Genomic DNA, 24,005 nt, shown 5'->3' with positions numbered 1-24,005 from the left:
GATGATCGCGCCACGCATCATGGTGGTGGAGGACGAGGAGCCGCTGGGGGTGCTGCTCCGCTACAACCTCGAATCCGAGGGTTACCAGGTGGAAGTGGTGACCCGCGGCGACGAGGCCGAAATCCGCCTTCAGGAAAATGTTCCCGACCTGCTCGTGCTCGACTGGATGGTGCCGGCGGTCTCCGGCATCGAGCTCTGCCGGCGCCTCAGGATGCGGCCCGAGACCGAGCGGCTGCCGATCATCATGCTGACCGCGCGTGGTGAAGAAAGCGATCGGGTTCGAGGTCTGTCCACCGGCGCCGACGACTATCTGGTCAAGCCGTTCTCCACGCCGGAATTCATGGCGCGCGTCAAGGCGCTGCTGCGCCGCGCCAAGCCGGAGGTGCTGTCCAGCGTGCTCAAGGTCGGCGACATCGTGCTCGATCGCGAATCGCATCGCGTCTACCGCAAGAAGAGCGAGATCAGGCTCGGCCCGACGGAGTTCCGGCTGCTCGAATTCATGATGCGCCACCCCGGCCGCGTGTTCTCGCGCAGCCAGCTGCTCGACAATGTCTGGGGCGAGACGATCTATATCGACGAGCGCACGGTGGACGTGCATGTCGGCCGCCTGCGCAAGGCCGTCAACAACGGCCGCATGCCGGATGTCATCCGCACCATCCGTGGGGCGGGCTATGCCATCCGCGAGGATTAGGGATATGCTGATATTCAGGTGAGGCCGGCCTGCGAATGGCGGCTTCCTGCGCTTCCGGTACTCACGTACCAAAAAGTACGCTCCGTTCCGGTTCTCGGAATCCACCATTCTCGACTCGGCCTGACCTGAATCTCAGCATATCCGGCGCTTGAGCTTGCGGCCTATGCGACGTGCTTGCCCGCTCGCGCCTGCATGCCCGGCGCGAAAATCTCCTGGTCGACGAAGGTGAGCGCGCGCATGGCGCAGCCTTCGCGGATCAGCGGCAGCTCGTTCGGCTCGGTGTCGAAGGAGATCGAGTTCGAATGCTGGCCGCCGGCGGTCTGGGCGATCGCCTCTCTCAGCGCCGGCTCGATCAGGTCGAAGGCGGCCGCGCTGACGCCGACCATGGCGACGGGCGCCGGGTCGATAAGGGCGAACAGGCTGCCCAGGCCGAAGCCCAGCGCCTCGCCGGCCCGGCGATAAGCCTCCCGCTCGGGGCCTTCCTCCTGCCGGGCCTTTGCGGCCAGCGCGCGCATGTCGGCGTCGCCGACATCGGTCGGCGCGGCATCCTCGCTTATCCCCATGGCGCTGCGCCAGATGGCGTAGTTGCCCGCATAGGCCTCGACACAGCCGCGGCGGCCGCAGCGGCAGAGCGCGCCGCCCGGACGATGGATCATGTGGCCGAACTCGCCGCCGGAGGAATGCGTGCCGGTGAACAATTCTCCCTTCAGCACAAGGCCCATGCCGATGCCGTGCGAGAGCAGGATGGCGATGAAATTGTCGCGATAGCGCTCGGGATCGCGCCATCGCAGCGCCACCGCCATCATGTTGCAGTCGTTCTCCATGGTGGCCGGGATGCCGAATTCCCTCTCCAGGATGTCGGCGAATGGAATATCGGTCAGCGGCGTGATCGGCGACCACAGCATGGCGCGCGAGTGGGAATCGGTGATGCCTTGAATGCCCATGGCGATGCGGGCGACACTGCTCACGTCGAGGTCGGGATCCTGCAGCCGGCGCCGCACGATCGCCAGGCACTCGCCGATCAGCTCGTCGCGCGGCATGACAAGCGTGTCCAGGCGCCGCTGCTCCTCGGCGATCACCTGGCCGGCATAGTCGATGACGGCGACCGAAAGGAAGTTCAACGACAGCACCACGGTCAGCACCGCTGCGGCTTCGGGGTTCAGCGCCAGGCCGATCTGCGGCCGGCCGCGCTTCAACGCCGTCGGCTCGCTGGCCTTGCTCTCGGTGAGAATGCCCTCCTGGATCAGATCGGCGGAGATCGCCGAAATGGTCGAGTGGCTGAGGCCGGTGGTGGCGGCAATTTCCGTCCGCGATGGCTGGCCGGCGCGGCGCACGGCCGAAATCACCATGGCGCGGTTGCGCCGACGCAAATCGTCGTGGCGGATTCCGACCGACATCGTCTCGCATGTCCTCCCCGGTCATCGCGGCCTTGTGATGATGCCATGGCCTGTCGCTGACCCGCTAGGGATAGTGGCAGAAGCCAAAGCCGATGTCATTATTTATTGCGGACCTCGAAAAAAATGCTTGGACCCATCAAATGCCATCAGAATCCCGGTTGACAGCATCATTTCGCTGCATCACTATTTTTTTGAGGCTCGAAAAAAAGCCTCTATGCCGGCCTTCGGGCCAGTCTGGGTCGCGCCGTACAAGGCGCAGGGAGGATATCATGAAAAAATTCGCAGCCGCCATTCTGGCGGGCGTTGCCATGTCGCTGACGCTGGCTTCGGTCGCCGAGGCGAAGGGCAAGGTGATCGGCGTCTCGTGGTCGAATTTCCAGGAAGAGCGCTGGAAGACCGACGAGGCCGCAATGAAGGCCGCCATCGAGGCCGCCGGCGACAAGTACATTTCGGCCGACGCGCAGTCCAATCCGGGCAAGCAGCTGACTGACGTCGAAAGCCTGATCTCGCAAGGCGCCAATTCGCTGATCATCCTGGCGCAGGATGCCTCGGCGATCGGTCCGGCCGTGCAGAAGGCGCTCGACGAAGGCATCCCGGTGGTCGGCTACGACCGCCTGATCGAGAACAAGGACGTGTTCTACCTGACCTTCGACAACAAGGAAGTCGGCCGCATGCAGGCCCGCGAGGTGTTCAAGGTCAAGCCCGAGGGCAATTACGTCTTCATCAAGGGCTCGGGTTCCGATCCGAACGCCGACTTCCTGTTCTCGGGTTCGATGGAAGTGCTGAAGGAGGCGATCGACAGCGGCAAGATCAAGAATGTCGGCGAGGCCTACACCGACGGCTGGCTGCCCGCCAACGCGCAGAAAAACATGGAGCAGTTCCTGACCGCCAACGACAACAAGGTCGACGCGGTCGTGGCGGCCAATGACGGCACCGCCGGCGGCGTCGTCGCGGCGCTGACCGCGCAAGGGCTGGCCGGCACCGTTCCGGTCTCGGGCCAGGACGGCGACCACGCGGCGCTCAACCGCATCGCGCTCGGCACTCAGACCGTGTCGGTGTGGAAAGATGCGCGCGAGCTCGGCAAGAACGCCGCCGAGATCGCCTCGCAGCTCGCCGACGGCAAGAAGAATGCCGACATCGCCGGCGCCAAGGACTTCACGACGCCTGGCGGCAACACCGTCAAGTCGCTGTTCCTGACCCCGATCGCGATCACCAAGGACAATCTCAACGTCGTCATCGACGCCGGCTGGATCAAGAAGGACGAAGTCTGCGCGGGCGTGCCCGCCGGCAGCGTCAAGGTCTGCAACTAAGCTCTACGACGTTTGACCAAGACACCTGCGCCGCGGCCTGGAGCGGTTCGTTGAACCGCTCCATTTCTTTGTTGCCGCAATCCCGGACGGAAAACCGCTACGCACTTTTCCTGGGATTGCTTTAAAGCCGCGGCGTTTTCTCAGAAAGATTTGTGTTTCCGCTTTTGGCGGATAGCTTCTAGGCTTGCTCCGGCATCCGCGCCAGACGGGCAAGCCGGCGGGAGGAAATCATGACCGACACGACGTCTACCCAACCGGCAGACACCGCGCGTGCGTCGGAGCTGAGCGCCGTTGCCCGGTTCCTGAAGGCCACCGAGCTCGACACCCGCATGCTCGGCATGATCGGCGCGCTGCTCCTGATCTGGATCGGGCTGCATGTGATCTCCAGCCTGCGGCTTGGCGTCAATCCGCTCGACTTCGACAGCCGCACCTTCCTCACGCCGCGCAATCTCTGGAACCTGTCGGTGCAGACTTCGGCGGTGGCGATCATGGCCTCTGGCATGGTGCTGGTCATCGTCATGCGCAACATCGACCTGTCGGTGGGATCGGCCGAAGGGGTGATCGGCATGGTCATGGGATTTGCCCAAGTGCACTTCCTGGTTCGCTTCGTCGGGCTTGAGCTCGGCAACCCGTGGATCTGGGTCCTGGCGTTGCTGATCGGCCTGGCGCTCGGCCTCCTCATCGGCGCCTTCCAGGGCTTCATCATCGCCTATCTCGAAGTGCCGGCCTTCATCGTCACGCTAGGCGGTCTGCTGGTGTGGCGCGGCGCTGCCTGGTGGGTCACCAGCGGCCAGACCGTCGCGCCGCTCGATGCCACGTTCCAACTCATGGGTGGCGGCCCGGCGGGATCGATCGGCGCCAAATGGAGCTGGGTCGTCGGCATCGTCGCCTGCCTGGCGGTCATCTTCATGCATTATAACGGCCGCGTGCAGCGCAAGCGCTTCCGCTTCCCGCTGCGCCCGGTCTGGGCCGAGACGCTGCTCGCCACGGTCACCTGCGCGATCATCCTCGGCGCCGTGTGGCTCGCCAACTCCTATCCCTGGCCGGTCGGCATCGTGAACCGCTACGCCGCCGCCAACAACATCACCGTCCCCGAGGGTGGACTGTTCATCGCGCATGGCATCGCCATTCCGGTGCTGATGGCGGTCGCCGTCGGCCTGATCATGACCTTCGTCACCAAGCGCACGCGCTTCGGCCGCTATGTCTTCGCCATCGGCGGCAATCCGGAAGCGGCCAACCTCGCCGGCATCAACACGCGCTGGATCACCATGAAGGTGTTCATGATCATGGGCGTGCTGGCGACGATCGCGGCGGCGATCTCGTCGGCCAGGCAGAATTCATCCACCAATGCGCTCGGAACGCTGGACGAGCTGCTGGTCATCGCAGCGGCCGTCATCGGCGGCACGTCGCTCGCCGGCGGTTCCGGCACCGTGCTCGGCGCCATGCTGGGCGCGCTTCTGATGCAGTCGCTGCAGTCCGGCATGGTGCTGCTCGGCGTCGATTCCCCGCTGCAAAGCATCGTCGTGGGGGCCGTGCTGGTCGTGGCGGTGTGGCTCGACACCCTCTATCGCAAGCGGGCCTGATCAGGGAGGAGAAACAACATGGCTGACAAATTCGCTCCCGCCGGCGTTCCGCTGGTCGACATGCGCAACATCTCGATCGCCTTCGGCGGCATCCGCGCCGTCGACGACGCGTCCGTCGATCTTTTCCCCGGCGAAGTGATGGCGCTGCTCGGCCACAACGGCGCCGGCAAGTCGACGCTGATCAAGATCCTGTCAGGCGCCTACAAGCGCGACAGCGGGCAGATCTTCATCAATGGCGAGGAGGCTTCGATCTCGAACCCGCGCGACGCCAAGAAATACGGCGTCGAGACGATCTACCAGACGCTGGCGCTGGCCGACAACGTCGATGCCGCCGCCAATCTCTTCCTCGGGCGCGAGCTGATGACCGGCTGGGGCACGCTCGACGACGTCGCCATGGAAGCCGAGGCGCGCAAGGTGATGGGGCGGCTCAATCCGCGCTTCCAGCGCTTCAAGGAGCCGGTCATCAAGCTGTCGGGCGGACAGCGCCAGTCGGTGGCGATCGCGCGCGCGATCCTGTTCAACGCCCGCATCCTGATCATGGACGAGCCGACGGCGGCGCTGGGACCGCAGGAGACGGCCCAGGTCGGCGAGCTGGTCAAGCAGCTCAAGGCCGACGGCATCGGCATCTTCCTGATCAGCCACGACATCCACGACGTTTTCGAGCTCGCCGACCGGGTCTGCGTGATGAAGAACGGCCAGGTGGTCGGCACCGCGCGCACCACCGATGTCACCCAGGACGAAGTGCTCGGCATGATCATCCTGGGCAAATGCCCGCCCGGCGCCATTCCCGGCCCGGGAGCGCTGAAGATCGCGGCTTAAACACCCGGTATATAGCCGGCTAATTAACGGCTGCGTGATGTACCAGCCGCGTTGATGATTTGACCGCGCCATTGTGTTGACGCGGAGACTTGCCCATAAAGGTCGTCGACCGTCCACGGGCCGCATCCTCGATTTGAAGAAGCTCTTTCCGATCGTTGCCTTTGTCGCCGTCGCGCTGATCAGCCTGACGATGGCAGGCTTCGCCTATTTCGCGACGCAAGAGGCGGCGCGGATCAAGTTCGAAGGCACCGCCGACGACGCGCTCAGCCGCATCGAAAGCCGCATCGACCTGCATCTGTCGCTGTTGCGCTCGACGCAGGCGCTGTTTGATGCGCGCAACGGTGACATCACGCGCGGCGAATTCAACGCCTTCTTCACCGCGCTGAACATCGATGACAACTTCGCGGGCCTGCGCGGCATAGGCTTCCTCAGGCTCGTCAAAGCCGGCGACGAGGCCGCGGTCGAACGCGATATCCTGCGCGACCATGGGGCGGCCCACCCGATCTACCCTGCGACGACCCAGCAATGGCGCACGCCGATCGTGCTGTTCGAGCCGCTCGACACGTCCAACCAGTCGATCATCGGGTTCGACATGTTCAGCGAGCCGGTGCGGCGCGAGGCGATCGAAAAGGCAATGGCCGACGACCGGCAGCATGCGAGCGGCCTGGTCCAGCTCGGCCAGGGCGCCGGCGTGGCGCAGACTTTCACGGGTTTCCTGGTTTTCGTGCGGCTGAACATCGAAACCGCCCCGGACGTCATCAATGCAAGCCGCTCCTCGACGGCCGGCTTTCTATACGCCGCCTTCCGCGCGCAGGACCTATTCCAGGTCGCGCTCAGCCATTCGCCGCTGCTGCCGGTCAATGTCGAGGTCTATGACGGCAAGCCGGAGGCCGGCAATCTGCTCTTCCGTTCGGAAGCACCACCGGCGGAGCGTATCGGCGCGACCCTTTTGGCGCGTCGCGATATCGTCGTCGCGGGCCGCCCCTGGACGGTGCTGTTCAGGCCGACAAGTGCCTTCGAGCCACCGTCCTCGCGCGCCATTCCGGTGATGCTGGGGCTGTTCGGCCTGCTGCTTGCCGGAGCCATCGCCCTGGTGGCGCGCTATCAGGAGCGCGCCTATGACGCGAAATCGGCGCTGCACGAGGCGACGGAAAAGAGCCTGCTGGAAAAGGACCTGATCCTGCAGGAGATGAAGCACCGCATCAAGAATTCGATCACCCGCGTGCTGGCCATCGCGCGGCAGACGGCCTCGCAAGCCACCGACGTCAAGGAATTCTCGGCATCGTTCTCCGCGCGCCTCCAGGCCATGGCCGCATCGCAGGATATGCTCACGCGCTCGCGCTGGCAGAAGGCCGATCTCGGCGACCTCCTGCGTATCGAGCTCGGGCAGGTGTTCGGCAAAGACCTCCCCGAAGGCGTGCTGTCCGGGCCGCAAGTGCTGCTCGATGAGACGACGACTCAGGCGCTGGGGCTGACCTTCCACGAACTCGCGACCAATGCGCTGAAATATGGCGAGGCTGGCAGCTCGATGAGCGCCCTCAAGGTCGACTGGAACGTGAAGGGGCGCGGTCGCGAGCGGACGCTCGCCCTGAACTGGCGCGAAGCGGGTCAGAAGAAACTGGAGGCGCCGGCAAAGACCGGTTTCGGCACCAAGCTGATAGATCTCAACGTCACACGTGAATTACGCGGTACGATCGCGCGCGACTATCGCGGCGACGGATTAAAGGTGGAAATCAAAATCCCGCTGGCCGAGTGAGCGGCCAAAATGGCCTGGGAAGGCGGGCGAATCAACGGATTGGAACCGGAGGCCGGTTGCCGGCCTCCGCTTCCTTTCCGGCATCAGTTGCAGCGAGCCGTGTAGATCCGGCCGCGATGATCGCGATACTGGCAATAGCCGTTGCGCAGGTTGCGAACCAGGAGGCCCGACCCGGCACCGACGGCCGCGCCGATCAGCGCACCCTTGCTGCCGCCGACCAGGCCGCCCACGCCGGCGCCGATCAGGCCACCGCCCACGACATCCTGCTCGGTCGTGGTGCAACCGCTGACAGCGACCAGGGCAACCATGGCAATAATAATCTTCCGCATTGAAATGCTCCTCACTTTTGTCCTCACTTTCGGCAGTGCCAGCCGCCATTTAGCATGAAAAAACGGGCTTTGCCTGCCCGATCTTACTGTTGTTTAAGATAGTCTTTTTCGGGGCGCCCGCTGTTCGACGCGACAAGCATGCCGGAAACCTCCAAAGACGCGACCAAAGTGCCGTCGGGCCGCACGTTCCAGGCGATGTGGTCGTAATCGTCCTCTAGCGCCGGATCGACGGCGAGGCACCTGCCGACGATGTGCGGGGCCTGGCCCTGCAGGTCGCCGAGCGCGAAGGGCCGTTCGGCCGTACAGGCCTGCTCGGTCTCGAAGACGCTGACCGGCACTTCAAGTTCGCGGCAATCGGTCATTGTGCTCGAGCAACCGACGACGAAGAGCAGTGCGGCGATGTGTTCCATGGCTCCAAACCTCTCGCCGCAAACAACGATTCTCGCCGAGCGAAAGTTCCGGTGCCGGGTTCAAGGCGTAGCGTCGAATGGCTTCATGCGACACGCTTTAGGTCCTGTGCCTGATGGTATCGTTTACCCCAAAGCCGCCGTGCAACTTTGGTCGTATGCTCGCGGTCCAAGCCGCATGCGGGAATCAGAACAATTGCCAGGCGGCGGTCAGGGCCACGGCGGCGAGAAGCGCGACGGCGCCAAGGCGGAGCGAAATGTGGGAGGGTCGCGGCGCCGGCTGCGGCTCGGCATCCTGGAAGCCGCTCATCGAGACACGGGCGGCCTGCTCCAGCCTGTTCATATCGGCAACCATCATTTCAGTCTCCCAGATCGCGCGCCGGGAGGCACGGACGGGTTTCCGGCGCATCGCCAGCCGGCGACACAGGATCGGACTTTATGGTGAACAGGGCGTTAAAGGCCTTCGCCTGCAAAGCTTAGCGCCACAGGGGCGCAATCAATCCGTCTCGAAATTTCCATGCGGGACGGTGAGGCGGTATTCCATGCGGTCCTTGCCGATTTCGAGCGTCGCGGAGCCGTTCAGCGACATCGGCACGACGCGCTCCAGCGCCACGCTGCCAAAGCGCTTTTCATTGCGCGGTGCGTCGCCGACCGATTCCGTCCAGGTCAGCAAAAGGCTGGGCGAGGTTCCGCTATCAGGTTCAAGCCTTGCGCTCACTTCGACATGGCCGTCCGGTCGCGACAGCGCGCCGTAGCTCACCGAGTTCACAGCCAATTCGTGCATCGCCAGGCCGATATGCAGGGCGGCATTGGGATTAAGATAGGGATTGTCGCCCGCGAACCGTAGGCTTCGCGCCAGATCGGCGCTGTAGCGGCCGACCTGGCCGGATACGAGTTCGTGCAGTGCCGCTCCTCGCCAGTTGGAGGACGTGACCAAGTCCTGCGAGGAAGCGAGCGATTGCAGACGGCCGCGAAATCGCGCCAGGAACTCGCCGAGCGTCTCCGTGTAGCGTCCTGTCTGTGTGGCGATGCTCTGGATGATGGCCAGGAGGTTTTTCGATCGATGGCTGACTTCGCGCAGCAATGTCTTCAACGTCTGCTCGCGGCGTTTCTGCTCCGTCGTCTCGACCATGGTGGTGACGACGCCGAGGACTTCGCTGGTGTCGCTGCGATCGGCATCGATCCAAAGCTGGAACCAACGGACGCCCTGGCTTCCTGGAATGCTGAGCTCGAGCTGGTCCGCGTTACCGGATTCGATCACCTTGAGCTTGACGGCCCTTATGCGTTCGGCCTGCGCCGGCGAAAGCAAATCCTTGCCGTCGGCGGTTTCGGACGCCCACGGCGCGCTCATGTTGCGCGCCCAGACCGTTTTCATCTGCCGATCCTGATAAAGAACCGAGATTCCGGCATTGTGCAGCGCATGAAGCAAAGCTCGCCCCACCTGCATCCCGCTTTCGGCGGGATGCATCGCGATCACCTCTGTGTCCTGTTTTTCAGTCCTGTCCTTCGTGGAATGGTCGGGAGGCATTGGAACATCCCCGCACTCGGTCCTTGAACGGCTCAATCCGCAACTGGTTCCGACGCCCGTGCTCTCCAAAACGGTCCGCCGGACGGCGCTCTTTCGAGACGCCGCCCGGCGGTGGCTGGAAACCGTTTGAGGGGTGCGGCTTCCAGTGTCGCGGTCAGGCTCTCCTGAAGAGGCCTGCGATGAGCGAAATGACCAGGAAGGCGAGGAAGATGAAGAACAGGATTTGCGCGATGCCCGCCGATGTGCCGGCGATGCCGCCGAACCCAAGCGCGCCGGCGATGATCGCAACTACGAGAAATACGAGCGCCCAGTACAGCATGATGCGTCTCCTTGTAATGTCGGGAAAAGAACGTGGGTCGGTGCCGTTTGTTCCACCATTTGCTGAAAAAGACGATCCCCCTTGAAGGGACTTTTCAGATCGCAACCGGACGAGCGTCATACGAGGCGTGAAAGCCTCGCATGACGCTCAAAACGGTCGAAAACGCGGATCAGGCGGCGGCTTTGGCCTGACGGTCGAAGAACAGGGCCTGGCTGATCAGAGCCTTGACCATGTCGGGATTGAAAGGCTTGGTGACCAGGAAGGCCGGCTCGGGGCGTTCGCCGGTCAGCAGGCGTTCCGGGAAGGCGGTGATGAAGATCACCGGTACCGGCGTCGACGACAAGATCTCGTTGACGGCTTCGATGCCAGAGCTGCCGTCGGCGAGCTGAATGTCGGCCAGCACCATTTTCGGCCGCGTCTTGCCGAACATGGCCACTGCCTCGGCATGTGTACGTGCCGTGCCGACGACCCGGTGGCCGAGGCTTTCGACCATCTCTTCGATGTCCATGGCAATCAGCGGCTCATCCTCGATGATCAGCACATCGGTCGCGACCTGTCGCGAAATCTCGTTGCTGGCCTGCGCAAGCAACTCCGAGAACTCGTCCTCGTCGACGTCGAGAACTTCCGCCGCCTCGTCCTCGCTGAAACCTTCCACGGCGACAAGAAGGAAAGCCTGCCTCGGCAGGGGCGCTATCGCGTTCAGATTTGCGGCCGCGCGCTGCTCCCAGGCTGTCTGGGCCTGCTCCTGCGGCACGCGGATGGCAACGGAGGTGAAGAGCCTGGCGAAGACCTTGTACAGCGCGATACGATCGCTGGACGCTTCGGGGAAGATATTGGTGTCGGCGATGATGGCTTCCAGCATCGCGGCGACCAGCGCGTCACCGCTCTCTTGCGACCCGGACACCGCGCGCGAGAAGCGGCGCAGGAACGGAAGATGCGGAGCGATGGTTGCGGACAAACTCATTTTGTTTACGTCTCCCTCAGATGACGCTGCCTGTCAAAGGCCATGCCGATCGCACGCCCCGGAAAATCAAACGCCGGCTTTCCGAAAAAGTTCCGCCCGCAGTGGAACTAAATTAGCAGGTCGGCGTTTCGGGATTTCGGGATGGGCAACCAGACGAAGGTTCCGCTTGCGTTGTGGTTTGAAGTCGAAGAGCGGTTCGGGTGCTGGAAACTAGGGCGACTATGAAAGAAATGTCAAAAAAACAGATGGCTGATGCCAAAAGCAGGCATCGGAACGGGGATGGCAACCCGCTTGGGGCGAACTCCGAAATTGCCCGCAAGCTCAAGCAATATTATGACGAGTTGGTCTCGGACCAGGTGCCGGACCGTTTCGCTCAGTTGCTGAGCCAACTGGAACAGACCGAACCTGCCCAGAAAAAGGACTGAGGCATGGCGGCGGTATCCCAGAGCTTCAAGACCGAGCTGCTCGGTGCGATCCCGAGCCTGCGTGCTTTTGCCGTGTCGCTGACGCAGAACGCCGACCGGGCCGACGACCTCGTCCAGGAAACGCTGGTCAAAGCGTGGGACAAGCATGAGAGTTTCCAGCCGGGCACCAATCTCAAGGCCTGGCTGTTCACCATCCTGCGCAACGAATTCTATTCGCAGATGCGCAAGCGCGGCCGCGAAGTGCAGGACAGCGACGGCATCATGACCGCCAGGCTTGCCGTTCATCCGGCCCAGCACGGCCAACTCGACCTCAAGGATTTCCGCGGCGCGCTCGAGCAACTGCCCGAGGACCAGCGCGAAGCCATCATCCTGATCGGCGCTTCCGGCTTTTCCTACGAGGAAGCGGCCGAAATCTGCGGCTGCGCGGTCGGCACGATCAAGAGCCGTGTCAGCCGGGCGCGCACCAGGCTGCAGGAGATCCTCAAGATTTCCGGCGAGGACGAATTCGGACCTGACGCGATCTCGGCGCAGGTGACAGGCTCGAACGCGGCGTGAGCCGATCGCCTAAAATTCCGATAGCATGGATGGCCTCAGGCCGAGGCGACCCGGCCGCAGGCCATCGCCACGGCTTCGATCAGGTCGTCGCCGGAGTAAGGCTTGGTCACCAGCCGTATATCCGGGAATGAACCCTTGATTTCGTCCGAATCCGAATAGCCGGACGCGAATACGAACGGCACGCCCTCATTGCGCAGCCGCGCGGCGAAATCCAGGGTCGAGACGCCGCCGAGCATAAGATCGACGACGGCCGCGTCGAAGCGCTCCGGCAGCGCCTGCCCGTCGATCTCCGCGAGCTCGCGGGCGATCGTCACATCCGCGGCGCCATGGTCACGGCAAAGCTGCTCGACATCCATCGCGATCAGGAACTCGTCTTCCAGGATGAGGATACGCAATCCGTCAAGCAATGCTGGCACCCTATGTCTCCTCGGGAGGGCCGCACTCATGCGCGGAATTGGCTGTCATGTCATTTAAAAAAGACATGGGGTCCGCCTCGCGGAACCCCTGCCTGTCTCAAGCGTTTCCTTGCGCCCCACAAGGGCAGGGATTTCGAAGAGGGGTCGAAATGTCCAGCCAAAGCGCACGTCCGGTCGCCAGCCGTCAATATCCTTGCGAAAAGTGCCCGTTGCGGCCCTTGCCTGCATTCCGTGAGTTCGACAAGCAGGAATTGTCATTTATCAGCACCTTCAAGCGCGGCGAGCTTGCCGTCGACAAGGGAGCGACAGTATTGGTCGAAGGCAGCCACAGCGCTCATCTTTATACGGTGCTGTCGGGCTGGGCCTTTCGTTATAAGCTCTTGCCCGACGGGCGCCGCCAAATCCTCAATTTTTCCATGCCCGGCGACCTCATCGGCCTGCAGGGCAGCCTGATGGGCGAGATGCAGCATTCCGTCGAAGCCCTGTCGCCGATGCTGCTTTGCGTCTTCGAACGCGAGCAGTTGCAGGAACTCTATCGCAACCACCCCGGCCTTGCCTATGACATAACCTGGATCGCTTCGCGCGAGGAGCGCATGCTGGACGAGAACCTGCTCAGCATCGGCCGTCGCACCGCGCTCGAGCGCGCCGCCTATCTTATCGCCTTCATCGCCAGCCGGGCTCGCGGCGCCGGCCTCAACGGCAAGACGCCGGTGCAAATCCCGATCACGCAACAGCACATCGCCGACACGCTTGGCCTCTCGCTTGTTCACACCAACAAGACGATCCGCAAGCTGATGGACCGCAAATTGGTCCTGTGGCGGGATGGTGGGTGCGAAGTGATCGATTATGATGGGCTGAAGAAGCTCGCCCGCTGGGAAGGATTGGGCGAGGAACGCAGGCCGCTGATCTAGGGTGTCAATATTCAGTTGTGAGAGGCAGGCCCGGAACCATGGTGCGGAACGGGCGTTGAAACCAACGCGAACGCAAGGAGTTAGAGAATGGCAACCGCCGCAGGGAAATCCGCAACGGATCAAGCAACCACCGCCGATCTCGAGGCCGATATCGAGCAGCTGAAGGCTGATATCCAGAAACTCACGGAGCAACTCGCCAGGACAGGCCAGCACGGTTACGGCGCCGCGCGCCGCGCCGCCGCGGATGGCGTTGAACAGTTGCGCGCGCAAGGTGAAGCCGCGTTCGAGAGCATGCGGGGAAGCGCCGAAGACATAGAGGCGCAGCTGATAGCCAAGGTGCGTGAGAAGCCGGTGACGTCGCTGGCGATCGCCGCGGGGGTCGGTTTCCTCTTCGCCCTTCTTTCCCGCCGCTAACCTCAGATGGGGGCGCTTGTCTCGCTGATCTCGGCCCTTGCCTCGGGCGAGGCCGTGGCTGCCGTGCAAAGGGCGCGAACGACGGTCATCCTTTATGGGCTTGCCGCCATTCTTGCCCTCTGCGGCGTCGGCTTCCTTATCGGCGCCGCCTATATCTGGCTGGCGGCGCGCTACGGGCCGTTGGCGACCAGCCTGGGCTTCGGCATCGGGTTCCTGGTGATTGCCGGGCTGATTGTCGTCATCCACAAACTGACGGCAAGCGTGCGCGGCAAACGCCGGGCGCGACGGCGACAGGCAGACATGACGGCGGTGGGTATAACCGCGGCGCTTGCCCTGCTTCCGGCACTTGCCAAGAGCAGGGGCGGACTGGCAGCCATTGCCGCGCCCGCCCTCGCGGTCGTCGCTTACGCCATCTATCGCGAGAACACCAAACCCCCGCCGCCAAGGCAAGGTCCGGACGACCTGCATTAGGCCTTAGGTCTTTCAGCGTGGCGACCTGCTTAAGCATGGCTACTTGCCGGCGAGCTTCAAACACCTGCCTCGGGCATCATTCGTCCAGTGATCCTCACCCGCTCGGAACCTTCACGGCAAGGGCCCGTTACCCGATCGTGCCGCGCCCGAGACGCCCGCCGCCACGCAACATGGAGGCCAATCATGACCAAGATCGTTCCTGAAGACAAAGCCCGCCAGGGACACTGGGGTTGGCACGCCTTAAGGATTCTCATAGCCGGCCTGTTGCTGGCGTTCATTGCGTGGGGCGCGGTGGAGATTTACGGGGAATTGATAAAGTCGCCGACTTCCGGCGAGCAGCATATCCCGCGGCCGTCTGGCACCGAGCAGGGCACTGCTCCAGGCCAATCGACCGCGAAACCCTGAAGCAGCGCTGTCTTCAAGCTGCCTTTGCGCTGACGCCGCGTGACGGAACAAGCACGTGCAAGGCGCCGGGGTGGATTTCGATCGTGGTTTCGCGCTCGAGCCTGATCAGTTCGCCGTCGAGGACGGCGCTGAATTTCCTAGCGGGCGAGAGGATCTTCAGGACAACCTTGTCGGCCTGATGAACTTCGACATGGGCGCTCCGCCGCAGCCGGCCGCGCAGCATGTCGAGCAGCAGCTTTGCCAAATGGTGACGCCGGCGCGCGACGCTGACATAGATGCCGAGCACGCCGCCGGCCGGATTGTCCGCATAGGGCAGGTGGCCCTCCCCGAACAGATTGTTGGAGATGCCGATGCCCGTCGTGCGCGTAACGATCTCCGCCTTGCCGATGCTCAGGCTCACTTTCAGCGCCGGCGGATTCTTGATCGCCGCCCAGGCGGCGCGCACGGAGGCATGCATCTTTCCAAGGCGCGAGCCGAAATCCATTTTCTCTCGCAGCTGGACCATCTTGGCATGCATGCCGATCGAGAACTGATGCACGAAAGGCCGGCCATTGGCGCTCGCCATGTCCACGGCGATCACCTCGCCATCGGCGAAGGACTGCAACGCTGCCTCCAATGTCTGCGGAATGCCCAGGCCACGCGCGAAGAGGTTCATCGTCCCCGCAGGTAAAACGGCCAGCGCCTTCTTCTTGTTCATGAGAAGGGACGCCGCGGTCGAGATCGTGCCGTCGCCGCCACCGGCAAGGATTACGTCGATGTTGGGCCTGGCTATGGCCTTCCCCAGCGCGGTAGCAACATCCCGGCCGGCAACGATATCGATCTCGACCGAATGTCCCGCCGCTTCAAGCGTCTGACGCAGCTGTCCGGAAAAAGCTTCCATGTCGACGGTGCGGAGCGTGCCGCCGTCCCGATTAAGCACCGCAGCAAACCGCATACCCGCTCCGTATCCCTTCAGGCCGCTTTGAGCCGTCAGCCGCAGGCTGGAACGAGGATGCGGCCGCAAAGGTTCCACCGGAGGTTTGGCACCCCAGATGCTGGTGGACGGGCCGTGATTGGAACAACACCCCGGTCACGACGTTGTGAACCTGTCGACACTGCCGCTCCCGACCCGCCGTTCAGAGGTTGGCCGGATGAGCGCAATGCACAAATCAGGCACGAGGAGAGACCATCATGATCCGCACTCTTTTTGCGACCACCGCGATCGCTACACTGCTCGCAACCGGCGCTTTTGCGCAGACGACAACTGCTCCGGCGCAACAGACCCCAGCGGCCGAAAACACGGCTCCGGTGCCGCGCGCCGAGGGCGCGCTGATGTCCAACATCATCGGTGTGTCTGTCTACAATGGCACCGGCGACGATGCACAGAACATAGGCAAGGTCGATGATGTCGTCTTCGATTCCGGCGGCAAGGCCAAATCCGCCATCATCGGGGTCGGCGGTTTCCTCGGCGTCGGCAAAAAGGACGTCGCCTTCGACTACGCGAAGCTGGAATGGGCCGAAAAGAACGGCGAGCGCTGGCTGGTGGCCAAGACCACGAAGGACGAACTGAATGCCCAGCCGGCATTCGACCGCAAACCTTACGATCCGGCGCCGGCGCAGTCGGCCGACGCTACGCAGCCCGCCAACAACACGACGACGACCCAGGCTCCCGCGGCCGCACCGATGAAGAAGGCGGAGGGAAACCTCGCTTCCAACATCATGGGCGAGTCGGTCTATAACGGCACCGCGGACGACGCCCAGAAGATCGGCGACGTGAAGGACATCGTGCTTGCCAAGAATGGCAAGGCCGAATCCCTGGTGATCGGCGTCGGCGGCTTCCTCGGCATCGGCACGAAGAATGTCACCTATGACTTCGACAAGGCCAAGTGGGCCGAGAAGAACGGCGATCGCTGGCTGGTGGCAGAGACGACGAAGGAGCAGCTTCAGGCACAGCCCGACTTCAACCGCAAGGCCTATGACCCGGCACCGGCCACGACGGCGGCCGCGAACAACGCTCCTGCAGCGACCACGCCCGCGGTGGTGTCTTCGGACACGACCTCCGACAAGGGGGCCAAGCCGGCAGAGCCGGCCAAGTCGACGGCTGAGAACAAGCCCGCGACGCCGCCGGCCCAGACCACGGCCGAGAACAAGCCTGCCGATAACAGCGCGGCGGCAACCGACCAGACCAAGACCTCGTCTATCGACAAGTCGACGCTTACCGAAATGCCGATGGGCAACATGCGAGTCGACGACCTCAAGGGCACGACGGTTTATGGCGCCAACGATGTCGAGATCGGTTCGATCGGCGATGTCGTGCTGACGCCCGAAAACAAGCCGGACGCGGTCATCGTCGACGTCGGCGGCTTCCTCGGCATCGGCGCCAAGGAAGTGGCGATCGGCATGGACAAGCTCAAATTCATGACCGACAAGAACGGCAAGAAATATCTCTACACGAACTTCACCAAGGAGCAGCTGCAGGCGCAGACGGCCTATGACAAGAGCAGTTATGCCGCCAATCGCGACCGGCAGCGGATGATGCTGAAGTAAGTGAGTAGGGCAGTAGGGCAGTAAGGCAGTAGGAGACGCAGTCTCGACATACTGCCCTATTGCCTTACTGCCCTACTGCCTTGGTGACGTACCCGGCCACGCCATTGTCCGTCAGCTCCGCCAGCGCCAGCGACTGGTCGAGGTGGGCGGCCCGCCAGGCTAGCATCTTCTCCGCGAACTCGAGCCGTACCGGCAGATAGGCCGGGTCGTTTGCCACGTTGTTCAGTTCTCCCGGGTCTTTCGACAGGTCGAACAGAAGCGGCGGCAGACCGCCGCCGAAATTAACATACTTGAAGTCGGCCGAGCGGATGACGGCGAGGTTGCAGTCGCGGGATTCCATACCGAAATAGCGTTCGGCTTCGCCTTGCGCGATCGTGCGGAAGTCGAACTCCCAATGCGCGGCATCGCGCCAGTTTTCGGGCCGGTCGCCGTCAAGCCACGGCGTGAGCGAGCAGCCGTCGAGATGGCGCTGTGGCGCGGCGCCGATCAGGTCGAGCAAGGTGGGAAAGACGTCCACGGCTTCGGTGAAATGATTCACGGATGAACCGGCCGCGGCTCTCCGGCGCGGGTCGCGGACGATCAGCGGAATGTGGTAGCTGGCATCGAAGAAGCCGCCCTTGCCGAGCATGAAATGGTCGCCCATCATCTCGGCGTGGTCGGAGGTCAGCACGATGACGGTGTCGTCCCAGGCGCCCGCCGACCTGATCGCCTGCCAGATGCGGCCGAGCTGCGCGTCGACCTCCGAAATCATGCCGTAATAGATCGCGCGGATACGGCGGAAATTCTCCTCGCTCCAGTCAGGCACGTTGCCCTCCATGCCCGGAATGAATTTCGTTCTTTTCTGGAGGGCGAGATCGTAGGCGAGGTAGGGGTGGCTTGCGGCTTCGGCTTGCCGATTTGCCGCGCGCTTGAAGGCAGGACCTTCGGCCGGATCGTACATAACGTTGTAAGGCTCCGGCACGATGAAAGGCGGGTGCGGGCTGATGAAGGAGATGTGCGCGAACCATGGCGCGCGCTTCTCTTGCTCGCCAAGCCAGCGGATGAATTCGCCGGCCAGGAAGGCGCTCGGCGTCTGGTCCTTCGAATAGACCGGCGGCGCGTTGGTGACGTCGCGTTCCGCCTGCCCCTCGGCCGGACGGTGGATGGCGGGACTTCCGGTGCTTGTGTCGATGCCTTGCGCGCGCAGCCATGACAGCCACTGCTTCTGATGCTCGGGCAAAGCTTGCCGGACAGTGAAGCCCGGCAGCACGCCTTCATAACTGCGCAGGCGCGGATCCTCCGCCGCAAGCTGGCGCGGGTCGAGGGAGACATCGGTGTAGCCGAACAGGGTCGGATCGTAGCCCGCCGCGCGCGCCGAAAGCGCGATGTTGCCATGGCGCACGTCGAGCGGCGTGCCGTTGCGGCAGACGCGATTGTTCATCTGGTAGAGGCCGGTGTAGAGACAGGCGCGGGCCGGAGAGCAAGGCGCTGCTCCACCAAAATGGCGGCGGAAGAGCACGCCCTCGGCTGCGAGCGCATCCGCATTTGGCGTCCTCACCACCGGATGGCCGGCCGCCGACAGGCAATCGCCACGCCATTGGTCGCAGGTGATCAGGAGAACATTCGGGCGGCGAGGCTGGTGGTCCAAGATCGTCTCCTTGTCGAAGCGCTCAGATGGAACGGAAATCACCGGCGGTGCAAGCCTGAGGCGGTGATAGATTGGTGAACATATTTCGAGCAGTCGTTCACTTTTATAAAACAGTCCATTCTGTGTTTGCCCGCTTTGCCGCTGGCCCGCCTATCCTCATATTGGCGTGGACAGCGGCAAGGGCCGCGCAAGAACAAGGGAAGGAGCAAGATCATGCTCAATCAGATCCAGGGCCTGCATCACGTCACCTCGATGGCGAGCGACGCACGCCGCAACAATGAGTTCTTCACGAAAAAGCTCGGCCTGCGTCGGGTGAAGAAGACGGTCAATTTCGACGCGCCGGATGTCTACCATCTTTACTATGCCGACGAGGTCGGCACGCCGGGTTCGGTGATGACCTATTTCCCGTTCCCCGATATCGGCAAGGGCCGGCACGGTGTCGGCGAGGTCGGCACAACGGTGTTTTCTGTGCCGGAAGGCACGCTTGCCTATTGGGAAAAGCGCTTCGCCGATGAGGGCGTGGGCAATGTTGCCCGCACCGAAAGCTTCGGCGAAAAGCGGCTCACCTTCACCGGCCCGGACGGCGACAGCTTCGCGCTTGTCGAGGACAAGGCCGACAGCAGGGCACCCTGGGTCAAGGGTGGCGTTCCCGGCGACGAGGCGATCCGCGGCTTTCACTCGGTCTCGCTCCGGCTGAAGGATGGCGGCGCCACCGAGGAGCTCTTGAAGTTCATGGGCTATGAGGAGGTCGACAAATCCGGCAACATCCGCCGGCTGGCGATCACGAACGGCAATGGCGCCGATGTCGTCGACATCGAATCGCTGCCGGGCGCCGGCTTCGCCAATCTCGGCGCCGGCTCGGTGCACCACGTCGCCTTCGCGGTCGAGGATCGCGCCAAGCAGCTCGAGGTGCGCAAGGCGCTGGTCGACACCGGCTACGGCGTGACGCCGGTCATCGATCGCGACTATTTCTGGGCGATCTATTTCCGCACGCCGGGCGGCGTGCTGTTCGAGGTGGCCACCAACGAGCCCGGCTTCGACCGCGACGAGGACACCGCGCATCTTGGTGAGGCGCTGAAGCTGCCGACGCAGCATCAGCATCTCAGGCCCTATCTCGAAGAGCATCTGCAGAAGCTGGAAGACTGAAGCCATGAGCAAGGACGCTTACATCCACAAAATGCTGCCCGGTTCGCCGGGCAGCCCGCTGCTCTTCGTCTTCCACGGCACCGGCGCGGATGAGAACCAGCTTCTTGACTTTGGCCGCGAGCTTGTGCCTACGGCGACGATCATCTCGCCGCGCGGCGATGTGTCGGAGCATGGTGCTGCCCGTTTCTTCCGCCGCACCGGCGAGGGCGTCTACGACATGGACGACCTGGCGCGCGCGACATCGAAGATGGCAAGCTTCGTCAAGGCGCATGTCGAGGCGGCAAAGCCTTCGGCGGTGTTCGGCCTCGGCTACTCCAACGGCGCCAACATCCTGGCTTCGGTGGTGTTCGCCGAGCCCGGCCTGTTCGACGCCACGGCGCTGATGCATCCGCTGATCCCGTTCGAACCTAAAGTGCAAGGCAGCCTCGCCGGCCGCCACATCCTAATCACGGCCGGCAGGCGCGACCCGATCTGTCCGCCTAACCTGACGACGCGGCTCGAGGCCTATTTGCGTGCCGACGGCGCGGATGTCACAGTGGAATGGCACGATGGCGGGCATGAGGTTCGGCCAAATGAAATCGAAGCTGCGCGGCGGTTCTTTGCGCCGGCGCCGGCTCCAAAGAGATAGAGCATGATGTCGTCCGAAAACCGCTTCACACTTTTCGGCATCATGCTCTGAGGAGACAAACAAAATGGCTGACCAACTGCCTGAGATCGAACTGGAAGACCGCGGCTCCAAGGGGCGCTATGTGCTGCGCGGCCCTGGCGGCGCCGAGGCCGAGATGACCTTCACCAAGATCGGCGAGCACCAGCTCATCATCGATCACACCGAGGTGCCGGACGTGTTTCGCGGCCAGGGCGCCGGGCTTCGGCTCGTCACCCGCGCCGTCGAGGACGCCCGCGCCGCCGGCAAGAAGATCATTCCGCTCTGCCCCTTCGCCAACGCCCAGTTCCGCCGCCATCCGGAATGGGCGGACGTGCTGAAGCAGTAGAGGATTTTTTCCTTCCCCCCTTGTGGGGGAGGTGGCCGCGAAGCGGCCGGATGAGGGGTGTTCCAGCGGAGTGCGACGTCTGCATTCCCTGGAACACCCCTCATCCGTCTCGGCGCTGCGCCGATCCACCTTCTCCCCCTGGGGGAGAAGGGAACTCTTCGCATTTGCACCGCCCGGCCATCTTGCCTAAGTTGAGGGTTCGCTTCGGACGAAACCTGTCGTCCCGCCCGTCCCAGATTTGAATGGCTCCCCTGATGACCGATACCGACCTGATCCCCGTTTTCGACGGACATAACGACACGCTGCTGCGACTCTACCAGTCGAAGGAAGCCGATGTCGAAAAGCTGTTCATCGAAGGGACGCCGGGAGGCCATATCGACCTGCCGCGCGCCAGAAAAGGCGGCTTTGCCGGCGGCATGTTCGCGATCTTTCCGCCGCCGGTCGAAAAGTCGAAGCGCAGCGCAGTGCCGCCGGCGCCAAGCGACAACGAGCCCTTGCCGCCCGAGCTGCCGCAGGCCGAGGCGATCACCTCGACCATCGGCATGGCTTCGATCCTGTTCAGGCTGGAGCGCGCCGGCGCGCTGACCGTCTGCCGCAGCGCCGGCGACGTGCGCGCCGCCATGGCGAAAGGCTCGATCGCGGCGATTTTCCACATCGAAGGCGTCGAAGCGATCGATCCCGAGCTTGCCATGCTCGACGTGCTGCACGCCGCAGGCCTGCGCTCGCTGGGCATCGTCTGGAGCCGCCCGAACGCGTTCGGCAATGGCGTGCCGTTCCGCTTTCCCTCCTCGCCCGATACCGGGCCTGGTCTCACCGATGCCGGCAAGGCGCTGGTCAAAGCCTGCAACAAGCTCAGGATCATGATCGATCTCTCGCATCTCAACGAGAAGGGTTTTCGCGACGTGGCGGGCTTGAGCGATGCGCCGCTGGTCGCCACCCATTCCAACGTGCATGCGATCTGCGGCCATTCGCGCAATTTGACCGACTGGCAGCTCGGCGCGATCCGCGAGTCGGGCGGCATGGTCGGCCTCAACTTCGCCACCGGCTTTTTGCGCGAGGACGGCCGCATGAATGCCGACACCAGCATCGACATCATGGTGCGCCATATCGACTCGCTCTTGCAGGCGCTGGGCGAGGATGGCGTTGGCCTCGGCTCCGATTTCGACGGCGCCATGATCCCGGCCCCCATCGGCGACGTCGCCGGCCTGCCCAAACTCATCGACGCGCTCGCCGCGCGCGGCTTTGGGCGCGCGCTGATCGAGAAGATCGCTTATCGCAATTGGCTGAGCGTGCTGGAGAGAACAATCGGGTGAGACCCTATCGATATTCAGGTGATGCCGGCCTGCAAACAGCGGCTCTCTGCGCTTCCGGTGCTCACGTACTTTAAGTACGCTCCGCTCCGGTTCTCGAGAGCCACTGTTTTCGACTCGGCCTGACCTGAATCTCGACAGGGTCTTGGCGGTGACATCAGCCGTAGCCCATCCGCTTCAGCCAGTCCTTGCCGACGCCGCGGTCGCGGATGATCGGCAGGGGATCTTCGGCGTCGAGCCTGGCGCAAATACGATAGACTTCCAGCGTCTCGGCATTCATCTCGCCGCGCTTGAAGAAGAACATCGCCGCCGCGTAGCGGGTGCGGCCGGACCACATCTCGCCGAGCGGCGTGTTGACCAGCTGCCATTGCTCGGCGGCCTCCGCCTCCAGGTCTTCCGCTTCGCTTGCCATCGTCAGAAATCCGCCGGCGGGTTGGCCGTGCGGCGATCGAGCTTGATGAAGGGCCGCGGCACCACCTTCGCCTTCTTCATCAGCTTCTGGTACTGCAGCTCGCGCATGGCGTAAATCTCGACCCAGAGGTCGTCGACGATCGTGTCGCCATAAGGCCGGTGCAGCGAGGCGAGCGCGATGTTGCGCTTGGCCATGGGCGACCACATCGCCGCGCTGACCAGCCCGACCTCCTGGCTCTTCTTGTAGTAGACGATGGCATGCTTGGCCGGGATGTTGCCTTCTATCTCCAGCCCGACCAGCACGTGGCGCAGTTTCTTTCTCGCCCGCGCTTCGAGGATGGCGCGGCGGCCGTTGAAATGGCCCTTGTTCGGATCGATCATGAAGCCGAGGCCGATCTCATCCGGCATGCGCAGACGGTCGGCGCGAATGGCATGCTCCGACGTGGTGAAGTCGGCATTGGCGACGATCAGCCCAGCCTCCAGTCGGGCGCGGTTCAGCGCCGTATAGCCGATGGCTCGGATGCCGCGCAGCTCGCCTGCGGCCATCAGCCGGTCCCACAGGCTCAGCGCCTTGTCGGCCGGCACGAACAGCTCGTAACCGAGATCGCCGGTGAAGCCGGTGCGCGAGATGGTCACCGTAGCACCGTCATGCGCGAACTCGGCGAGGTCGAAAATTTTCAGCCGCTCGACACCGGCAAAGCCCGCGTCTCGCAGGATGGCGAAGGAAGTCGGGCCCTGCAGCGCCAGGCCGGCGACGGCCTCGGTCTCTTCCTCGACCGTCACATCGTACCGAAAAGCGCTGTCGAGCAGCCACGGCAGATGCCGTTCCTGCGAGCAGAGACGGAGGCGCGCCGGCGACAGCCGGAACAGCGTGCCGTCGTCGAGCACGAAACCCTCGTCGTCGCACCAGGCGGTGTAATGGACGCGGCCGGGTTTCAGCTTGGTCACGTCGCGCAGCGTGACGCGATCGAGATAGGCTTCGGCGTCCGGGCCCTCGATGCGGTATTTGGTCATCGGCGAGATGTCGAACAACGCTGCCTGGCTGCGGATGGCGAAATATTCGAGCTCCTCGTCCCACAGCGAATGCGGCGCGCGGTAGCCGGCCCAATTGTACCAATCCTGCTTCAGCCCCAGCGCGTCGATGCGCGGCTGGAACGGCGTGCCGAGCCTGAGCATGCGGAAATGGGATTGCGCTGCTGTGCGGGCGTCGAGCGACGGTTTGATGGTGGGATGATGGTTCATGACGGCGTTCCTTCGCCGTAGAGCGCGGCTTCAGCAATTTGCAAAAACATC

Annotated in this window: 28 protein-coding genes; 16 read left to right on the top strand and 12 right to left on the bottom strand. The window is 63.4% G+C overall.

The window, feature by feature from the left end; translation table 11 throughout:
- Window position 1: 1 nt before the first annotated feature.
- Entirely contained in the window at window positions 2-691 is a 690-nt protein-coding gene (phoB, locus tag DPM35_RS23390) for a phosphate regulon transcriptional regulator PhoB (RefSeq protein ID WP_010911896.1), read from the top strand.
- 161 nt (window positions 692-852) lie between these two features.
- On the opposite strand, the gene DPM35_RS23385 is transcribed toward phoB, so the two are convergent.
- Complete coding sequence (locus tag DPM35_RS23385; RefSeq protein WP_112129582.1) at window positions 853-2,088, bottom strand: ROK family protein; 1,236 nt, start codon at window positions 2,086-2,088, stop codon at window positions 853-855.
- A gap of 269 nt (window positions 2,089-2,357) precedes the next feature.
- Here DPM35_RS23385 and xylF point away from each other — a divergent pair, with 269 nt between their 5' ends.
- The 4 genes from xylF to DPM35_RS23365 all read left to right on the top strand — a co-directional run bounded on the left by xylF (window position 2,358) and on the right by DPM35_RS23365 (window position 7,556).
- Entirely contained in the window at window positions 2,358-3,398 is a 1,041-nt protein-coding gene (xylF, locus tag DPM35_RS23380) for a D-xylose ABC transporter substrate-binding protein (RefSeq protein ID WP_112129581.1), read from the top strand.
- A gap of 230 nt (window positions 3,399-3,628) precedes the next feature.
- On the top strand, window positions 3,629-4,981 hold the full coding sequence (locus DPM35_RS23375) for a sugar ABC transporter permease (RefSeq protein WP_112129580.1): 1,353 nt from the start codon (window positions 3,629-3,631) through the stop codon (window positions 4,979-4,981).
- Window positions 4,982-4,999: 18 nt separating this feature from the next.
- The gene (locus DPM35_RS23370; RefSeq protein WP_112129579.1) at window positions 5,000-5,800 is read left to right on the top strand and encodes an ATP-binding cassette domain-containing protein; all 801 of its coding nucleotides are present in this window, start codon (window positions 5,000-5,002) and stop codon (window positions 5,798-5,800) included.
- A 133-nt stretch (window positions 5,801-5,933) separates the two neighbouring features.
- Window positions 5,934-7,556, top strand: coding sequence for a CHASE domain-containing protein (locus tag DPM35_RS23365; RefSeq protein WP_112129578.1), 1,623 nt, complete (start codon window positions 5,934-5,936; stop codon window positions 7,554-7,556).
- An 83-nt stretch (window positions 7,557-7,639) separates the two neighbouring features.
- On the opposite strand, the gene DPM35_RS23360 is transcribed toward DPM35_RS23365, so the two are convergent.
- The 6 genes from DPM35_RS23360 to DPM35_RS23340 all read right to left on the bottom strand — a co-directional run bounded on the left by DPM35_RS23360 (window position 7,640) and on the right by DPM35_RS23340 (window position 11,103).
- Window positions 7,640-7,885, bottom strand: a complete 246-nt coding sequence (locus tag DPM35_RS23360) for a YMGG-like glycine zipper-containing protein (RefSeq protein WP_112129577.1) — start codon at window positions 7,883-7,885, stop codon at window positions 7,640-7,642.
- An 83-nt stretch (window positions 7,886-7,968) separates the two neighbouring features.
- Window positions 7,969-8,295, bottom strand: a complete 327-nt coding sequence (locus tag DPM35_RS23355; RefSeq protein ID WP_112129576.1) for a hypothetical protein — start codon at window positions 8,293-8,295, stop codon at window positions 7,969-7,971.
- Between the two features lie 184 nt (window positions 8,296-8,479).
- Window positions 8,480-8,650: a hypothetical protein gene (locus tag DPM35_RS32520; RefSeq protein ID WP_181592109.1), complete on the bottom strand. Its 171-nt coding sequence runs from the start codon at window positions 8,648-8,650 to the stop codon at window positions 8,480-8,482.
- 138 nt (window positions 8,651-8,788) lie between these two features.
- Window positions 8,789-9,820 carry a sensor histidine kinase gene (locus DPM35_RS23350; RefSeq protein ID WP_112129575.1) on the bottom strand — a complete coding sequence of 344 codons (1,032 nt, stop codon included), beginning with the start codon at window positions 9,818-9,820 and terminating at the stop codon, window positions 8,789-8,791.
- Window positions 9,821-9,974: 154 nt separating this feature from the next.
- On the bottom strand, window positions 9,975-10,139 hold the full coding sequence (locus tag DPM35_RS23345) for a DUF1328 domain-containing protein (RefSeq protein ID WP_018429836.1): 165 nt from the start codon (window positions 10,137-10,139) through the stop codon (window positions 9,975-9,977).
- Between the two features lie 169 nt (window positions 10,140-10,308).
- Window positions 10,309-11,103, bottom strand: coding sequence for a response regulator (locus tag DPM35_RS23340; RefSeq protein WP_095816782.1), 795 nt, complete (start codon window positions 11,101-11,103; stop codon window positions 10,309-10,311).
- 245 nt (window positions 11,104-11,348) lie between these two features.
- On the opposite strand from DPM35_RS23340, the gene DPM35_RS23335 reads away from it, so the two are divergent.
- Window positions 11,349-11,528: a NepR family anti-sigma factor gene (locus DPM35_RS23335; RefSeq protein ID WP_425373405.1), complete on the top strand. Its 180-nt coding sequence runs from the start codon at window positions 11,349-11,351 to the stop codon at window positions 11,526-11,528.
- A gap of 3 nt (window positions 11,529-11,531) precedes the next feature.
- Entirely contained in the window at window positions 11,532-12,083 is a 552-nt protein-coding gene (locus DPM35_RS23330) for an RNA polymerase sigma factor (protein ID WP_027166584.1), read from the top strand.
- A 35-nt stretch (window positions 12,084-12,118) separates the two neighbouring features.
- On the opposite strand, the gene DPM35_RS23325 is transcribed toward DPM35_RS23330, so the two are convergent.
- The gene (locus DPM35_RS23325; RefSeq protein ID WP_425373404.1) at window positions 12,119-12,439 is read right to left on the bottom strand and encodes a response regulator; all 321 of its coding nucleotides are present in this window, start codon (window positions 12,437-12,439) and stop codon (window positions 12,119-12,121) included.
- A 209-nt stretch (window positions 12,440-12,648) separates the two neighbouring features.
- On the opposite strand from DPM35_RS23325, the gene DPM35_RS23320 reads away from it, so the two are divergent.
- The 4 genes from DPM35_RS23320 to DPM35_RS23305 all read left to right on the top strand — a co-directional run bounded on the left by DPM35_RS23320 (window position 12,649) and on the right by DPM35_RS23305 (window position 14,700).
- On the top strand, window positions 12,649-13,410 hold the full coding sequence (locus DPM35_RS23320; RefSeq protein ID WP_112129573.1) for a Crp/Fnr family transcriptional regulator: 762 nt from the start codon (window positions 12,649-12,651) through the stop codon (window positions 13,408-13,410).
- Between the two features lie 87 nt (window positions 13,411-13,497).
- Window positions 13,498-13,824 carry an ElaB/YgaM/YqjD family protein gene (locus DPM35_RS23315; RefSeq protein ID WP_042643003.1) on the top strand — a complete coding sequence of 109 codons (327 nt, stop codon included), beginning with the start codon at window positions 13,498-13,500 and terminating at the stop codon, window positions 13,822-13,824.
- A gap of 6 nt (window positions 13,825-13,830) precedes the next feature.
- On the top strand, window positions 13,831-14,295 hold the full coding sequence (locus DPM35_RS23310; RefSeq protein WP_112129572.1) for a phage holin family protein: 465 nt from the start codon (window positions 13,831-13,833) through the stop codon (window positions 14,293-14,295).
- 183 nt (window positions 14,296-14,478) lie between these two features.
- Complete coding sequence (locus DPM35_RS23305) at window positions 14,479-14,700, top strand: hypothetical protein (RefSeq protein WP_112129571.1); 222 nt, start codon at window positions 14,479-14,481, stop codon at window positions 14,698-14,700.
- Between the two features lie 13 nt (window positions 14,701-14,713).
- On the opposite strand, the gene DPM35_RS23300 is transcribed toward DPM35_RS23305, so the two are convergent.
- Complete coding sequence (locus tag DPM35_RS23300; protein WP_112129570.1) at window positions 14,714-15,634, bottom strand: diacylglycerol/lipid kinase family protein; 921 nt, start codon at window positions 15,632-15,634, stop codon at window positions 14,714-14,716.
- Window positions 15,635-15,870: 236 nt separating this feature from the next.
- Here DPM35_RS23300 and DPM35_RS23295 point away from each other — a divergent pair, with 236 nt between their 5' ends.
- Window positions 15,871-17,226 (top strand): PRC-barrel domain-containing protein, encoded by a 1,356-nt coding sequence (locus DPM35_RS23295; RefSeq protein ID WP_112129569.1) that lies wholly within the window; start codon window positions 15,871-15,873, stop codon window positions 17,224-17,226.
- 64 nt (window positions 17,227-17,290) lie between these two features.
- On the opposite strand, the gene DPM35_RS23290 is transcribed toward DPM35_RS23295, so the two are convergent.
- Window positions 17,291-18,853 (bottom strand): alkaline phosphatase family protein, encoded by a 1,563-nt coding sequence (locus DPM35_RS23290; protein WP_198419725.1) that lies wholly within the window; start codon window positions 18,851-18,853, stop codon window positions 17,291-17,293.
- Window positions 18,854-19,066: 213 nt separating this feature from the next.
- Here DPM35_RS23290 and DPM35_RS23285 point away from each other — a divergent pair, with 213 nt between their 5' ends.
- The 4 genes from DPM35_RS23285 to DPM35_RS23270 all read left to right on the top strand — a co-directional run bounded on the left by DPM35_RS23285 (window position 19,067) and on the right by DPM35_RS23270 (window position 22,304).
- Complete coding sequence (locus DPM35_RS23285; RefSeq protein ID WP_112129568.1) at window positions 19,067-19,999, top strand: VOC family protein; 933 nt, start codon at window positions 19,067-19,069, stop codon at window positions 19,997-19,999.
- Between the two features lie 4 nt (window positions 20,000-20,003).
- Window positions 20,004-20,627, top strand: a complete 624-nt coding sequence (locus tag DPM35_RS23280; RefSeq protein ID WP_112129567.1) for an alpha/beta hydrolase — start codon at window positions 20,004-20,006, stop codon at window positions 20,625-20,627.
- Window positions 20,628-20,691: 64 nt separating this feature from the next.
- The gene (locus tag DPM35_RS23275) at window positions 20,692-20,991 is read left to right on the top strand and encodes a GNAT family N-acetyltransferase (protein ID WP_027166574.1); all 300 of its coding nucleotides are present in this window, start codon (window positions 20,692-20,694) and stop codon (window positions 20,989-20,991) included.
- Window positions 20,992-21,245: 254 nt separating this feature from the next.
- Window positions 21,246-22,304: a dipeptidase gene (locus tag DPM35_RS23270; RefSeq protein WP_112129566.1), complete on the top strand. Its 1,059-nt coding sequence runs from the start codon at window positions 21,246-21,248 to the stop codon at window positions 22,302-22,304.
- 154 nt (window positions 22,305-22,458) lie between these two features.
- On the opposite strand, the gene DPM35_RS23265 is transcribed toward DPM35_RS23270, so the two are convergent.
- Complete coding sequence (locus DPM35_RS23265) at window positions 22,459-22,713, bottom strand: hypothetical protein (protein WP_112129565.1); 255 nt, start codon at window positions 22,711-22,713, stop codon at window positions 22,459-22,461.
- Between the two features lie 2 nt (window positions 22,714-22,715).
- Window positions 22,716-23,954: an aminomethyl transferase family protein gene (locus DPM35_RS23260; protein WP_112129564.1), complete on the bottom strand. Its 1,239-nt coding sequence runs from the start codon at window positions 23,952-23,954 to the stop codon at window positions 22,716-22,718.
- Window positions 23,955-24,005 lie beyond the last annotated feature (51 nt).

The sequence above is a fragment of the Mesorhizobium atlanticum genome (genome assembly GCF_003289965.1).
GTDB lineage: Bacteria > Pseudomonadota > Alphaproteobacteria > Rhizobiales > Rhizobiaceae > Mesorhizobium > Mesorhizobium atlanticum.
The sequence above is the reverse complement of the archived record's forward strand: the minus strand, read 5'-3'. Positions and strand labels throughout refer to the sequence as shown.